The organism is Bradyrhizobium sp. JR4.1 (assembly GCF_040548605.1).
Taxonomy (GTDB): Bacteria; Pseudomonadota; Alphaproteobacteria; order Rhizobiales; family Xanthobacteraceae; genus Bradyrhizobium; species Bradyrhizobium canariense.
In genome coordinates this window covers 90,070-102,515 of the sequence record NZ_JBEPRY010000012.1, presented here as the reverse complement: position 1 = coordinate 102,515, position 12,446 = coordinate 90,070, and the positions used below count along the sequence as shown (strand labels likewise).

Below are 12,446 nucleotides of genomic sequence, written 5' to 3'. Positions count from 1 at the left end.
CCCATGCGATCGTTTTCCTACCAAAGGGCAACAGACCCCGACATGGCCGTGCAGGCGCTCAGCGCTGCCGCAACTGCGAACAATCCGCTGACCAAGGCTACAGCACAGCCGCTCGCCGGCGGCACCACGCTGATCGACCTGATGAAGCTGGACGCGATGCGGCCCGCGGCAATCGTCGATATCAATCCGCTGGCGCGCAGCTGGTCGGCGATCGAGCCCGGCAGTGACGGCTTGCGGCTCGGCGCGCTCGCCAAGATGTCCGACGTGGCCGCGCATGCCGAGATCCAGCGCAACTATCCGGTGATCGCGAATTCCCTGAAGCTTGCCGCCAGCGCCCAGCTGCGCAACATGGCGACGCTCGGAGGCAACGTGATGCAGCGAACGCGCTGCAGCTATTTCCGGGACGTCTCATACGAGAATTGCAACAAGCGCAATCCTGGCTCGGGTTGTGCCGCCATGGACGGCGTCAATCGCATGCATGCGGTGCTCGGCACATCCGATCAGTGCATCGCGACCTATCCCGGCGATTTTGCCCAGGCGTTGATCGCGCTCGATGCGGTGGTCGAGATCACCGGCAGGTCCGGCGCGCGCAACCTGCCGTTCGCAGAGTTGCACAACGCGCCCGGCACGACGCCCGACATCGAGACCACGCTTCGGCCCGGTGAGCTGATCTCTGCGTTCTCCATTCCCGGCCGCTGGCCGCGCTCGGTGTATCTCAAGGCGCGCGACCGTCAGTCCTACGAGTTCGCGCTGTCGTCGGCTGCGGTCGCGCTCGATGTGCAGGATGGCACGATCAGGGACGCGCGTGTCGCGCTCGGCGGCGTCGCCACCGTGCCGTGGCGGGCGCGCGAGGCTGAGGCGCTGCTGAAGGGACAGAAATTCGACGACGGTCTGGCGCAGCGTGTGGCCGATGCCGCCTTTGCCGACGCCAAGGGCCGCCGGCACAACAGCTTCAAGATCGCGCTCGGCAAGCGCGTGGTGGCGCGCGCGCTCCAGCAGGCCGTAACCATGGAGATCTGATCATGACCGCTGCAGCTCCCGAGCCGAAAGCAAACATGGGCCATCCCGTGCCGCGCTATGACGCGGCCGCAAAGGTCACGGGCCGGGCGACATATGCGTCCGACATGCCGCTCGACAATCCAGCCTACGCATTCCTGGTCACCAGCGCCATCGCCAAGGGCCGCATCGACGGTTTCGATCTCGACGATGCCAGGCAGGTCCGCGGCGTGATCGACATCGTCACGCACGAGAACGCTCCGAAGCTGAAGGAATCGAAACTGTTCAGCAATGGCGGCTATGCCGGGACCACGATCCAGCCGCTGAAATCAGCCGACGTCGCCCATGATGGCCAGATCATCGCCGTCGTCATCGCCGAAAGTTACGAGGCGGCGCGCGAGGCCGCCAATCGCGTCAAGGTCAGCTACACGGCCGTGGCGCCGAGTGCGAGCTTTGAGTCGCCGGGGACCACCACGGCGGCGGCAAAGGGACAGAACGCACAGTTCAAGGAAGACCCGGAGGTCGGCGATTTCGCCAAGGCGTTCGACGCAGCCGAGGTCAAACTCACCGCCTCCTATGACACGCCGACCCAGCACCACAATCCAATGGAGCTGTTTACGACGAGCTGCGCCTGGATGGGCGACAACCTCGTCATCTACGAGGGCAGCCAGTATGTCTACGGCCTGAAGAACGGCGTCGCCGAGCAGCTCGGCATCGACGCCGACAAGGTCCGTGTCGTCAATCCCTATGTCGGCGGGGGCTTTGGTTCGCGCGGCTCGATGACGCCCCGCACCGCCATCATCGCCGGCATTGCCAAACGCCTGAACCGGCCGATCAAGCTGGTGCCGACCCGCGACCAGGGTTTCACCATCGCCACCTACCGGGCCGAGACGCGCCACGAGATCAGGCTTGGTGCGGGCCGGGACGGCAAGCTGGTGGCTTTGAGGCACGACGGCGCGGAGGTTTCGTCGCGTCCGGATGCCTATTGCGTCGGCGGCACGAAGACGACGACGCGGCTCTATGCCTGCCCGAACGTCGCAAGTCTGGTGTCGATCGTGCGCGCTGACCGCAATACGCCCGGCTTCATGCGCTCTCCGCCGGAGGTGCCGTATCTCTTCGCGCTTGAGAGCGCGATGGACGAGCTTGCGGTGAAACTGAACATGGACCCTGTCGAGCTCCGCCGCATCAACGACACCACCGTCGAGCCGATCGGCGGCAAGCCTTATACGTCGCGGTCCTTGATGGCGTGCTTCGACGAGGCCGCCAGGGCGTTCGGCTGGTCGCAGCGTTCGCCGCAGCCGAAATCGATGTCGGACGGCGACTGGCTGATAGGCTATGGCTGTGCCGCCACCTGCTATCCGACGCAGATGGCGCCCTCTGCCGCGCGCGTCCGCCTCCAGCGCGACGGCCGTACCCGGGTCGAGATCGCCGGTCACGAGATCGGCACCGGCGCGTATACCGTCATCGCCCAGACCGCGGCCGAGCGGCTCGGCGTGCCGCTGGAGAAGGTCGCGGTGTTCCTGGGCGACAGCGATCTGCCGCCGGCGCCTGTTGCCGGCGGTTCGAACTCGACTGCCAGCACCTGCTCGGCGGTGATGATGGTGTGCGACCGAATTCGTCAAAGGCTGTTCAAGGCCGTGATGCCGAGCGACAGCCTAGCCGACAAGGCCAAAGAGACCGTCGGCATCAGCCAGGCGCCGAGCACGCAGGCGGCGCAGAGCGATCGTCCACTCGATATCGAAAAGGCCTTCGACGCACTCGGTGTCGGTATCGTCGAGGAATACGGCGAGTGGAAGCCCGAAGGCGCGCCGCTGGATTCATTCACGGCGATGCACAGCGGGCACGCGCGGCTCGTCGGTGGCCATCAGATGAAGGACAAGATCGCGTACGCCTTCGGTGCCGAGTTCGTCGAGATCCGCGTCAACCGCTTTACCCATGAAATCCGCTGCCCCCGGCTGGTCGGAGCGTTCGCGGCGGGCCGCATCATGAATCCGCGCACGGCGCGCAGCCAGCTCATGGGCGGCCTGATCTGGGGCATGTCCTCGGCACTGCTGGAGGCCACCGAGATCGACGAGCGCAATGCGCGTTACGTCAACGACAATCTAGCCGACTATCTCGTGCCAGTGAATGCCGACGTCCCCGGTGTCGAGGTGATCCTGCTTTCCGAGCAGGACGATCACATCAACCCGGCCGGCGTGAAGGGCCTCGGCGAGCTCGCCAATGTCGGCACCAATGCGGCGATCTGCAATGCGATCTATCACGCCACAGGCCAGCGCATCCGCAAGCTGCCCGTGCGGCTGGAAAATATCGAGGCCTGAGGGGGTGGCAACGGCGTCGGCGTTGCGCTAGACCCCTTCCGCCTCAAACGTAAGGTGTCTTATGCAGCGTTTACAGCGCGTGCTCCTCGCCATCATGTCGGCACTCGCGATCACCGTGATCGCCGGCGTGTCCGATTTCGTCTCCACCACGGCCTCGGCCCAGACCGCAGGGAAGACCATGACCACAGCTTCAGGTTTGCAGATTACCGACAGCGTCGTCGGCACCGGCGCTTCGCCGAAGCCCGGCCAGATCTGCGTGATGCACTACACCGGCTGGCTCTACGAGAACGGCCAGAAGGGCAAGAAATTCGACTCGTCGGTCGACCGCAACGAGCCGTTCGAATTCCCGATCGGCAAGGGCCGGGTCATCGCCGGCTGGGACGAGGGTGTTGCCTCCATGAAGGTCGGCGGCAAGCGCACGCTGATCATTCCGCCGCAGCTCGGCTATGGTGCCCGTGGCGCAGGCGGCGTGATCCCGCCGAACGCAACGCTGATGTTCGACGTGGAATTGCTCGGGGTGAAGTAAGCCCGCAAACAAAAAGACCGGCCTCTCGGCCGGTCTTTCACTTTGAGTGCGATGCTCGTTATTCCGTCGCGCGCTTGGCCGAAGCCGCAGCGCGATCGACCGCGTCTTTCGCGGCATCCTTGGCATCGCCCATGGCCTGCTGGCCCTTGCCCTTCACTTCCTGGACCGCACCTTCGCCCTTCATGCGCTCGGAACCGGTGGCTTCACCGATGCCCTGTTTGGCCTTTCCCATTGCCTCGTTTGCGGTGCCCTTGATCTTGTCGGTCGTGCTACCCATGAAATCCTCCTTGCGGTTTGCTCGTCAGGACAACGTTCGACGGTTATGAGGGTTCCGATTTTGGTATGGCTCGATGTCGCGGCTTTGGGTTAGTTTGCCGCGCACGGAACCAACAGAAAGCAAGTCTCATGACCGGTCATGACCATTCGCATTCCCACCATGACCACGATCACGATGATCGCTGGAAACATGACGGCGTGCGCGTCATTCCCGGCAACCAGCTCGATACCAACGTGCCGTCGACGGCGGGCATGGACCGCGCGGCCGCGATCAATTTCGCGCGCGTCGGTGCGCAGAAATTGTGGGCGGGCACGGTCAGCATCAAGCCCGACGCCAAGACCGGCGCGCATCACCATGGCCATCTCGAAAGCGTCATCTACGTCGTGAAAGGCAAGGCGCGGATGCGCTGGGGCGAGAGCCTCCAATTCACCGCAGAGGCCGGCCCCGGCGACTTCATTTTCGTCCCGCCCTACGTGCCCCATCAGGAGATCAACGCCAGCCGGGACGAGGTGCTGGAATGCGTGCTGGTGCGCAGCGACGGCGAGGCGGTGGCGATCAACCTCGACATCGAGCCGGTCGAGAAGCCCGAGACCGTGCTGTGGGTCGATCCCATTCACCGCGATCCGAACGAGAAGAAGTGAGGAACACCTGAAAGCCAGCGGGTTCTGTGCGACAGAACCTCGCAGGCAGGGGTCCAAAAAAGATCCGGAAGCCGTGTCGGATCGCCGCTTGGCCATCCGTCCTTGGGCAGAACCCCGCCCAAGGAGCTCCGATGCCCAGGATGATTTTCCTCAATCTGCCCGTGACCGACCTCAAGCGCGCCACTGCCTTTTACGAGGCGGTCGGTGCGACCAGGAACCCGCAATTCAGCGACGAAACAGCGAGCTGCATGGTCTTTTCCGAGACCATCTACGCGATGCTGACGACCCACGAGAAATTCCGGCAGTTCACGCCGAAGCCGATCTCGGATGCAAAGACCTCAAACCAGGCGCTGTTCTGCCTGTCCGCCGATAGCCGGACCGAGGTCGACGATATCGTCAGCAGGGCCGCGGCTGCAGGCGGGGTGGCCGATCCCAGCCCGAAGGACGAATACAGCTTCATGTACGGCCGCAGCTTCGAGGATCCGGACGGCCACATGTGGGGCGTGAACTGGATGGACATGGCAGCCTTCCCGGCGCAGTCCGACATGGCGAACGCCTGATCTAGCGCGCGAACATCACAACTGAAGAGGAGCATTCACGATGTCGAAGGTCGTTCCCTGCATGTGGTTCAATGGCGATGCCGAGCAAGCCGCGAAGTTCTACGTCTCGCTCGTGCCGAATTCGGCGATCACGCATGTTCAGCGCAACGTTTCAGATGGCCCGTCCGGCAAGGAAGGCTCCGTGCTCGTCGTCGAATTCTCGGTGGCGGGACAGCCTTTGGTCGCGCTCAACGGCGGCATGAAAATGGAATACACCCATGCGATCTCGCTGATGATCCATTGCGACGATCAGGCCCAGGTCGACAGCGTCTGGAATGCGTTCCTGGCCCATGGCGGCAAGGAAGAGCAGTGCGGCTGGCTCAGGGATCGCTGGGGCGTGGCCTGGCAGGTCGTGCCGAAGGTGATATTCGAACTCCTCTCGAGCCCCGACAAGGCGGCTGCCGCACGCGCGATGCAGGCCATGATGAAGATGGTGAAGCTGGACGTGGAGACCTTGCGCCGCGTGTTCGAGGGCAAGTCGGCAGCGTGATGTGGAAGCCACAGTATCGTAGGGTGGGCAAAGGCGCGCTTGCGCCGTGCCCACCCTACGAGATTGAGCCCGCCGCTAATAATTGATCCGCAGCCCCACGCCGCCATGGATGGTGTTACCCACTGGCTGCGGGCCGAGCGTGCCGTTGGCGAACAGGTCCACGATCCAGCCCTTCTGCATGCGGAAGCCGAGCCGGCCGCCATATTCGAACCAGCCCTGGTTGCCCATGGTCGGCACCACCACGCCGTCGCCGGTCACGGTGGCGACGATGCCGCTATGGCCAGCGAACGACTGCACCCAGCCGCCATTGATGTTGGCCTCGATATTGCTGCCGTAGAGATGCGTCCACTGGCCGCCGATCTTGACCAGGCTGGTGCGGTCGGTGCCGGTCGCGATGCTGGCATCGAACGGATTGAACGCCACTGCGCTGTCGGTGTAGCCCGAGACGCGCTGCCAGAGCTGCCAGACCTCGATCGAGGCGGCGACCTCGTCGCGGGGCGACACGCGGCTCATCCAGCCGGCGCGGCCGTAGACGGCGTAGTTCGCGGCGTTGGTCGAACTCGTGACGCTCACCGGGCCGAGGCTGGTGTTGTAGCTGCGGGTGTAGCGCGCCTTCTCCCACGGCGTCAGGATCGTGCCGATGTCGAAGAACGGACGCGACGAGCCCCAGTCGGTGAAGTCATAGCGTAGCGCGAATGCGCCGATCGGCGCGCTGGTGATGTTGTAGCCGCCTTCGCTGTATTGCGTGTAGGCGATGCCGGCGAGCAGCGACAGATTGTTGGTCAGCTCCTTGCGGCCGTGGATGCCGGCCGAAAACGAGCCGGCGGAGCCGAACGCACTGACGCAGTTGCTGCAATTGACCTGTTCGTTGACGCCGAGCAGCACCGTGCCGAGCACCCGGTTGGTGATCATCTGGTTGAAGCGCTGGTTGGCGAGGTCGCCGATCGAGCCGCCGCTGGAATCCGCGCCGGTCGGTGTCGGCGTCGGGCTCGGCGAAGAGGACGGATAAGGGCTCGGCGACGATGACGGGTAGGGGCTGGGCGCGGGCGAGGGGCTGTAGGTCGGCGTCGGCGAGGGTGAATAGCTCGGCGCCGGCGTGGGCCCTCCGCAGTCGGACTGGCACGCCGTGGCGGCAGCCGCCGGACGGGCCCCGAACGCGGCAAACGCAAACGTAGCCGCGGCGGTCAGCACGCTCGCGACGATGAAGCGCCTGACGTTGAATACCGCCATCTTCAGCGTCCGCACAGCATGCCGTCGTCGTGGACGGCGGGCGTGATGGTCGGCGAGGCATCCGCGTATTGGTTGACGGCGCATAGTCCCGCGCTCGCGGCGCAGGTCGCGGCAAAGGTCCAGGGCGGCGTATTGGTCTTACTGATGGAGACCTTGCCGCCGGTCGAGGTGATGATTGCGGTGTCGCCGGGCTGGGTGAGCTGCACGCACTGTTGGCTCGTCGTGCAGACACTGGCGGCGCCGTCCTGCAGCACGACGACCGAGCGGCCGCGCTGGGACAGGATATCGAGTGTAGTACCGCGCACGCCGATCGTCGCAAGCGGGGTCGTGATCTTGTAGGCGGTCTTCTCGGAATGTCCGGTGACGAAACGGAATGCGCCGGTCGTCATGCGGATCGCAACGTCACGATAGCTGTGCTCGTCGTTGAAGACGGTGCGGTCGAGCTTGAGCGTGGCGCTCGGACCGAGCGACAGATTGGTGCTGTCGGCCATCACGAAGCGCGCTGCGCTGCCGGCGCCGGTGCGCACGGTCTCGTCCCGCAGCATGCTGTCGCCAATGCTGATCGGTGTCGTGGTCGCGGCCACGCGAACGACCTCATTCTGGATCACGACGGCTTCCCCGACGCGCGTCTGCGCCTGCGCGCAAGGGGCCACGCACAAGGCGATCGACAACAGCGTGGAGAAAAGCCAGAAACGCAAATTCATTTCGCAACCGATCGATGTGTCCCTGATCGTACCGGATCGCGCGCGCTTGCGATGTGGCGGAATTATCACAAGCAGCGCGAGACCTGCGCTATGCTTAGTGACAGTCGCGGCAGAATGCGTTCAATGAAAACTGCGATGTCTATTATTCTCGGCGGTGACGCAAATTTGCCACGCAAAACATCCCCACAAATGCCGCTCGACTTGCCCGCGGTTCCGAAGGTGTCGCGGAGCGCAGTGATTGCTGTCGCGATTTTCCTGGCCGCGCATCTCGCCCTGCTGATCGGCTTGACGACGCCGGAGAAGTTCGTCTTCGACGAAGTGCACTACGTGCCGGCGGCGCGGCAGATGCTGGCACCGACGATGTCGCAACCGATGCTCAACCCGATGCATCCGCCTTTGGCGAAAGAGCTGATCGCGCTATCGATAGCGACCTTCGGCGACACCGCGCTGGGCTGGCGCTATCCCGCGACATTGTTCGGCGCGCTCGCGATCGTCGCGATCTATCTGTGCGGCCTCGCACTGTTCGCCGCGCAAGGGCCTGCGATCGCCGCTGCGCTGATCGCCGGCTGCAATCAGATGCTGTACGTGCAGGCGCGCGTCGCGATGCTCGACATTTTTGCGCTCGGCTTCGGCCTGCTCGCAATTGCCGCCTTCATGCACGGTTTTCGAAAGGATCGTCCTCATGCGTTGTTCGCGACTGCCGGCAGCCTGTTCGGCTGTGCTGCCGCCTGCAAATGGAGCGGCCTATTTCCACTCGGAATCTGCATCGTCATCGTCGCGGTGATCCGCCTGATGCAGGGCTGGCACACCCTGTTTGCCGACGCGAAGCCGGGGGATTGGTACCGGCCCGACCTCTGGCCCGACTTCAGATTACATCACGTCGTGCTCTGCTTCACCGTCCTGCCCGCGATGACATATCTTGCGGCCTTCGTCCCGCTGTACGGCGTGTCGCTGCCGGATCTGGTCGAGGCGCAACGCCGGATCTTCGCCGACAACACCACCACTGCCATCGCCGGCCACACTTATATGAGCGCGTGGCCGTCATGGCCGCTGCTCGCGCGCCCGGTATGGTTCCTGTTCGACAAGACCGCGGACGGCAATGTCTCCGCGATCGCCTTCCTCGGTAATCCCCTGGTGCTGTGGCCGGCGCTGCTCGCGCTCGCCGTCGTGCTGCGCGACTTCGTCGTTGCGCGCCGCCGGGATGCGTTCCTGATCGCGGTCTTCTATTTCGGGTGCTGGCTCGCCTGGGCGTTGCTGCCGCGCACGCTCGCCTTCATCTATTACTATCTGCCGGCTGCGACCCTGGCGTCGCTCGCGCTGGTCTATGTGCTGCGCCGGGACGGACTGCCACGCTGGCTGCTGTGGGCCTATGTCGGGGCCGCCGCGATCGGCTTTGCCGCCATGCTGCCGATCTCGGCGGCCTTCATCGGCACGTCGATGCAGACTTTCAACCGGCTGATGCTCTTCCAGAGCTGGATATGATATCGCCGCCTGCCGGGGAACGACAGGCGGCGCCTTTATGGGCGATGACCTGGGAATTACTTTGACGCGGTCTGGGTGTCCATGTTCACGACCTGGACGCGGCGGTTGATCGGGTCGGCGCCGTTGGCGGTGTCTTTCAGCTTGGTCTTGCCGTAGCCGACGGTGACGAGATCGGTGCCGGTGAGTCCGTAGTTCTGCACCAAATACTTCTTGATGGTGTCAGCCCGCCGCTCGGAGAGCCCCTGATTGTACCCCTCGGTGCCGACCGCATCGGTGTGGCCGGCGACCACGAAGGTCGAGCCCTTCAGCGAGGGATCGGACAGCGCCTTGCCGAGCGCCTGCACCGACGGCACCGATGTCTTGGCAATGTCGGCCGAGTTGTAGTCGAACTGGATCTCCAGATCGATCTTCGGCTTGGTCGCGGCGAGCTCGGCAATCTGCTCGCGCTCGCCCGTCGAAAGCGACCGGGTCGAGCGGTTGCGCACCGTGTTCAGGAACGTCGATTCCTTGGCCTGCGCCGCCGGATCGACCTGCGGACCTGCGGACAGCCCGCGGGTCGCCGCCTTCGGCTTCAATGCATCCAGGATCTGGTTGGTCGAGACATTGCCGTCGCCGGCCATAGCCAAGCCGGCTGTCATCGACAGAATTGCCGAGAGGGTCATCGCCTTCAGTGCAAAAGACTTATTGAAACTAGTCATTGTCGTATCCTCGTTGTGACGCCTGATGGCTATTTGATGCTGCAAGCATAGGGCAGGTTCAAAACCCCTGCTGTGATCTTGGTCACGGTGGAAACGGGCCCTCCGAGGCCACGGCAGCGAATTTCAAGCGGTTTCGGGTTCATGGAGGGCCGACCCGCGGTCCACTCCGAGGACCGACGCTGACGCGTGAAGAGAGTGGTCGCATGCTGCCCCGCGAGCGTTCGAGCCGTCGCAGTCCTGTCGTGATCCACATCACTGAGGACCGCCGCGCCCGGTGCCACTCGGGGCCCCGGTTCACTCAGGGAAACCTGTGCTGACCGATTGTCGCAAAGCCGTCGCGTGATGGCCTGTCTGCGGACAATTTTTCGGCCAGATGGACGCCTAGGGCGGAGCCTCCGACAAGCGCAACGAAGGGAGCCGAGTTCCATCCAGTGCCGAGGCCAAGTGATTATCAGTTCTATCGCAGTGGCCCGCCAGATCGGACCGTGTCCCTGAATTCCATGCCCATCTATATCGGGGCCGCGATGATCGCGGTGGCGATCCTGCTGTCGACGCTGATCACGGGGCTGACCTCCCGCTATGTCGGGCTTCAAGCGCCGACCGACGAGAACATGTGGCTGGTCGATCGCCTCACCGGCAACGTCTATCGCTGCCAGGCGGAGGAGCGCGGCAAGGCCTCGTGCGAACCCGATGTCGCCACAGGCAGCGTTGGCGACCGGTCCAAAGCCCCGAAAGCCGGGCGCTGAGCGCTCCGCCTTCGCACCGCAGCAAGAAAATTGTCTTCTCCCCGAAACGTCTTCGCCGGAGAATACGTATTGCGAAGGCCGGCATGACGCCGGTTTCGTTTTACGGAGGAGACTTTTCGATGAAGATCTTGCTCACAGCCGCCGCTTTTGTCGCGTTCACCGTTTCTCTTTCACCGGCATCCGCCGCCATGATGGCGTGCACCGGCGATAACATGATGAAATCGACAGCCATGATGATGGGCACGGCCGATACCCCGGCCAAGGTCGCGGCCAACAAGGAAATGGCCATGGCCAACACCGATATGAGCAATGGCAAGATGAAGGGCGGCTGCATGCATTACATGAAGGCGCAGAAGGCCATGATGATGAAATAGGGCCTCGGCCACGCCAAGCGGCCGCGCTGTCAGCAGATGGCAGCGCGGCTTTTCTTTTGCTCAGTCCGGTCCGCTTCTTTCTCCCAGCGCGAATTCCGCTACATTCCCTCCTGCAATGTCCCGCGCGCCCAAACCGATTCCACTCACCACGAAACAGGCCCGGCAAATCTGGCTTCATGCCCAGCGCCTGAACGAGCGCGCGCCGTTTGGTGACGGCCCGCAAGCCGTCGCCGACGCGGTCGCCCATCTCGGCTATGTGCAGATCGACACCATCAACGTGATCGAGCGCTGCCACCACCACATCCTGTTCAGCCGCATCCCGTCCTACCGCCGCGCCGACCTGCGCCACGCCCAGAGCGTCGACAAGAGCGTCTTTGAATATTGGACGCATGCGCTGTCCTACGTGCCGGCCGGCGACTTCCGCTTCTTCCTGCCGGCGATGCGCGAGCACCGCCGCGAGGGGCACAAATGGTTCGCCTCGGTGAAGCCTGCCGACATGCGCAAGGTGATGCGGCTGGTGCGCGCCGGCCCGCTGACGATCCGCGACATCGAGGACGACGTGCTCACCGAGAAGGAGCATCTGTGGCAAAGCCGAAAACCCTCGAAGCGGGCGTTGCAGCTCGCTTTCTATACGGGTGCCGTGACCGTCAGCGAGCGCCAGGGCATGCTCAAGACCTATGAGCTGATGACGCGCCATTTCGGCTGGGACAAGCTGCCAAAGCCGGCGTCGGCAAAGGACATTACGGCCTATCTGCTCGATCGCGCGCTGCGATCGCAAGGTGTGGTGAGCCTCGATTCAGTCTGCCATCTCGACGCGCCGCGCAAGGCGGCGGTGGCTGTCCTGATCGGCTCGCGCGTCCGCCGTGGCGAGCTCGTGCCTGTCGCCATCGACGGTGCCGGCAAGCAGGCGCACTGGGCACTGCCGGCTGCGCTCGAGCCGGGCGAGCGCGCGCCACCTGATCTCGTTCACATCCTGTCGCCGTTCGATCCGCTGATCATCCAGCGCAAGCGCACCAATCTCATCTTCGGCTACAACCATTTGTTCGAGGCCTATGTGCCGAAGGCCAAACGCAAGCTCGGCTATTTCGCGCTCCCCGTGCTGGTCGGCGAAGAGATCGTCGCCGCGCTCGATCTGAAGACCGACCGGCAGGCGAAGAAGCTGCTGATGCAGAAATGGACCTGGGTCGGTGAGGGAAAGAAGGCCGCGGGGCGCAAGGAGCTCAAGCAAAAGATCGAGGAGGAGCTCGATCGGTTTGAGAAGTTTCAATTGGCGGAGTGAAATGCGCCCTCGTCGGTCGGTAGGGTGGATTAGCGAAGCGTAATCCACCTCTTTCACTTCCGCGGAGACAAACAGTGGTGGGTTAC

At 63.9% G+C, this 12,446-nt stretch carries 14 protein-coding genes; 10 read left to right on the top strand and 4 right to left on the bottom strand.

Annotation, left to right across the window (positions count from 1 at the left end; all coding sequences use genetic code 11):
- The first annotated feature begins 3 nt into the window (after positions 1–3).
- The 3 genes from ABIB90_RS23050 (at position 4) to ABIB90_RS23040 (ending at position 3,840) form a co-directional block, all read left to right on the top strand.
- A complete protein-coding gene (locus ABIB90_RS23050) occupies positions 4–1,020 on the top strand; it encodes an FAD binding domain-containing protein (RefSeq protein ID WP_354201431.1) in 1,017 nt (338 codons plus the stop codon).
- A gap of 2 nt (positions 1,021–1,022) precedes the next feature.
- Positions 1,023–3,314 carry a xanthine dehydrogenase family protein molybdopterin-binding subunit gene (locus tag ABIB90_RS23045; RefSeq protein ID WP_007595217.1) on the top strand — a complete coding sequence of 764 codons (2,292 nt, stop codon included), beginning with the start codon at positions 1,023–1,025 and terminating at the stop codon, positions 3,312–3,314.
- 61 nt (positions 3,315–3,375) lie between these two features.
- Complete coding sequence (locus ABIB90_RS23040; RefSeq protein WP_007595215.1) at positions 3,376–3,840, top strand: FKBP-type peptidyl-prolyl cis-trans isomerase; 465 nt, start codon at positions 3,376–3,378, stop codon at positions 3,838–3,840.
- 58 nt (positions 3,841–3,898) lie between these two features.
- Here the strand turns inward: ABIB90_RS23040 and ABIB90_RS23035 are convergent, their stop codons facing one another.
- Positions 3,899–4,117, bottom strand: coding sequence for a CsbD family protein (locus tag ABIB90_RS23035; protein WP_007595214.1), 219 nt, complete (start codon positions 4,115–4,117; stop codon positions 3,899–3,901).
- 128 nt (positions 4,118–4,245) lie between these two features.
- Here ABIB90_RS23035 and ABIB90_RS23030 point away from each other — a divergent pair, with 128 nt between their 5' ends.
- The 3 genes from ABIB90_RS23030 (at position 4,246) to ABIB90_RS23020 (ending at position 5,847) form a co-directional block, all read left to right on the top strand.
- Complete coding sequence (locus ABIB90_RS23030; RefSeq protein WP_007595213.1) at positions 4,246–4,758, top strand: cupin domain-containing protein; 513 nt, start codon at positions 4,246–4,248, stop codon at positions 4,756–4,758.
- Positions 4,759–4,889: 131 nt separating this feature from the next.
- Complete coding sequence (locus ABIB90_RS23025) at positions 4,890–5,318, top strand: VOC family protein (protein ID WP_219684461.1); 429 nt, start codon at positions 4,890–4,892, stop codon at positions 5,316–5,318.
- Between the two features lie 40 nt (positions 5,319–5,358).
- Positions 5,359–5,847, top strand: a complete 489-nt coding sequence (locus ABIB90_RS23020) for a VOC family protein (RefSeq protein ID WP_354201430.1) — start codon at positions 5,359–5,361, stop codon at positions 5,845–5,847.
- A 75-nt stretch (positions 5,848–5,922) separates the two neighbouring features.
- Here ABIB90_RS23020 and ABIB90_RS23015 read toward each other — a convergent pair whose 3' ends face one another.
- Positions 5,923–7,077, bottom strand: coding sequence for a hypothetical protein (locus tag ABIB90_RS23015; protein WP_354201429.1), 1,155 nt, complete (start codon positions 7,075–7,077; stop codon positions 5,923–5,925).
- 2 nt (positions 7,078–7,079) lie between these two features.
- Positions 7,080–7,781 carry a FecR family protein gene (locus tag ABIB90_RS23010; RefSeq protein WP_354201428.1) on the bottom strand — a complete coding sequence of 234 codons (702 nt, stop codon included), beginning with the start codon at positions 7,779–7,781 and terminating at the stop codon, positions 7,080–7,082.
- 51 nt (positions 7,782–7,832) lie between these two features.
- On the opposite strand from ABIB90_RS23010, the gene ABIB90_RS23005 reads away from it, so the two are divergent.
- Positions 7,833–9,263: a phospholipid carrier-dependent glycosyltransferase gene (locus tag ABIB90_RS23005; protein WP_354201427.1), complete on the top strand. Its 1,431-nt coding sequence runs from the start codon at positions 7,833–7,835 to the stop codon at positions 9,261–9,263.
- 56 nt (positions 9,264–9,319) lie between these two features.
- Here the strand turns inward: ABIB90_RS23005 and ABIB90_RS23000 are convergent, their stop codons facing one another.
- Positions 9,320–9,961: an OmpA family protein gene (locus ABIB90_RS23000; RefSeq protein ID WP_354169632.1), complete on the bottom strand. Its 642-nt coding sequence runs from the start codon at positions 9,959–9,961 to the stop codon at positions 9,320–9,322.
- Between the two features lie 500 nt (positions 9,962–10,461).
- On the opposite strand from ABIB90_RS23000, the gene ABIB90_RS22995 reads away from it, so the two are divergent.
- The 3 genes from ABIB90_RS22995 (at position 10,462) to ABIB90_RS22985 (ending at position 12,360) form a co-directional block, all read left to right on the top strand.
- A complete protein-coding gene (locus tag ABIB90_RS22995; protein ID WP_018455000.1) occupies positions 10,462–10,707 on the top strand; it encodes a hypothetical protein in 246 nt (81 codons plus the stop codon).
- 119 nt (positions 10,708–10,826) lie between these two features.
- The gene (locus tag ABIB90_RS22990; protein WP_354201448.1) at positions 10,827–11,081 is read left to right on the top strand and encodes a hypothetical protein; all 255 of its coding nucleotides are present in this window, start codon (positions 10,827–10,829) and stop codon (positions 11,079–11,081) included.
- Between the two features lie 115 nt (positions 11,082–11,196).
- Positions 11,197–12,360 (top strand): winged helix-turn-helix domain-containing protein, encoded by a 1,164-nt coding sequence (locus tag ABIB90_RS22985; RefSeq protein WP_354169636.1) that lies wholly within the window; start codon positions 11,197–11,199, stop codon positions 12,358–12,360.
- Positions 12,361–12,446: the final 86 nt, after the last annotated feature.

Excerpts from the sequence above, each read along its gene's own strand:
- ABIB90_RS23005 (WP_354201427.1), top strand. The coding sequence starts at position 7,833 with ATGTGGCGGAATTATCACAAGCAGCGCGAGACCTGCGCTATGCTTAGT.
- ABIB90_RS22995 (WP_018455000.1), top strand. The coding sequence starts at position 10,462 with ATGCCCATCTATATCGGGGCCGCGATGATCGCGGTGGCGATCCTGCTG.
- ABIB90_RS23015 (WP_354201429.1), bottom strand. The coding sequence starts at position 7,077 with ATGGCGGTATTCAACGTCAGGCGCTTCATCGTCGCGAGCGTGCTGACC.
- ABIB90_RS22985 (WP_354169636.1), top strand. The coding sequence starts at position 11,197 with ATGTCCCGCGCGCCCAAACCGATTCCACTCACCACGAAACAGGCCCGG.
- ABIB90_RS23040 (WP_007595215.1), top strand. The coding sequence starts at position 3,376 with ATGCAGCGTTTACAGCGCGTGCTCCTCGCCATCATGTCGGCACTCGCG.
- ABIB90_RS23025 (WP_219684461.1), top strand. The coding sequence starts at position 4,890 with ATGCCCAGGATGATTTTCCTCAATCTGCCCGTGACCGACCTCAAGCGC.
- ABIB90_RS23045 (WP_007595217.1), top strand. The coding sequence starts at position 1,023 with ATGACCGCTGCAGCTCCCGAGCCGAAAGCAAACATGGGCCATCCCGTG.
- ABIB90_RS23030 (WP_007595213.1), top strand. The coding sequence starts at position 4,246 with ATGACCGGTCATGACCATTCGCATTCCCACCATGACCACGATCACGAT.
- ABIB90_RS23050 (WP_354201431.1), top strand. The coding sequence starts at position 4 with ATGCGATCGTTTTCCTACCAAAGGGCAACAGACCCCGACATGGCCGTG.
- ABIB90_RS23035 (WP_007595214.1), bottom strand. The coding sequence starts at position 4,117 with ATGGGTAGCACGACCGACAAGATCAAGGGCACCGCAAACGAGGCAATG.
- ABIB90_RS22990 (WP_354201448.1), top strand. The coding sequence starts at position 10,827 with ATGAAGATCTTGCTCACAGCCGCCGCTTTTGTCGCGTTCACCGTTTCT.
- ABIB90_RS23010 (WP_354201428.1), bottom strand. The coding sequence starts at position 7,781 with ATGAATTTGCGTTTCTGGCTTTTCTCCACGCTGTTGTCGATCGCCTTG.
- ABIB90_RS23020 (WP_354201430.1), top strand. The coding sequence starts at position 5,359 with ATGTCGAAGGTCGTTCCCTGCATGTGGTTCAATGGCGATGCCGAGCAA.
- ABIB90_RS23000 (WP_354169632.1), bottom strand. The coding sequence starts at position 9,961 with ATGACTAGTTTCAATAAGTCTTTTGCACTGAAGGCGATGACCCTCTCG.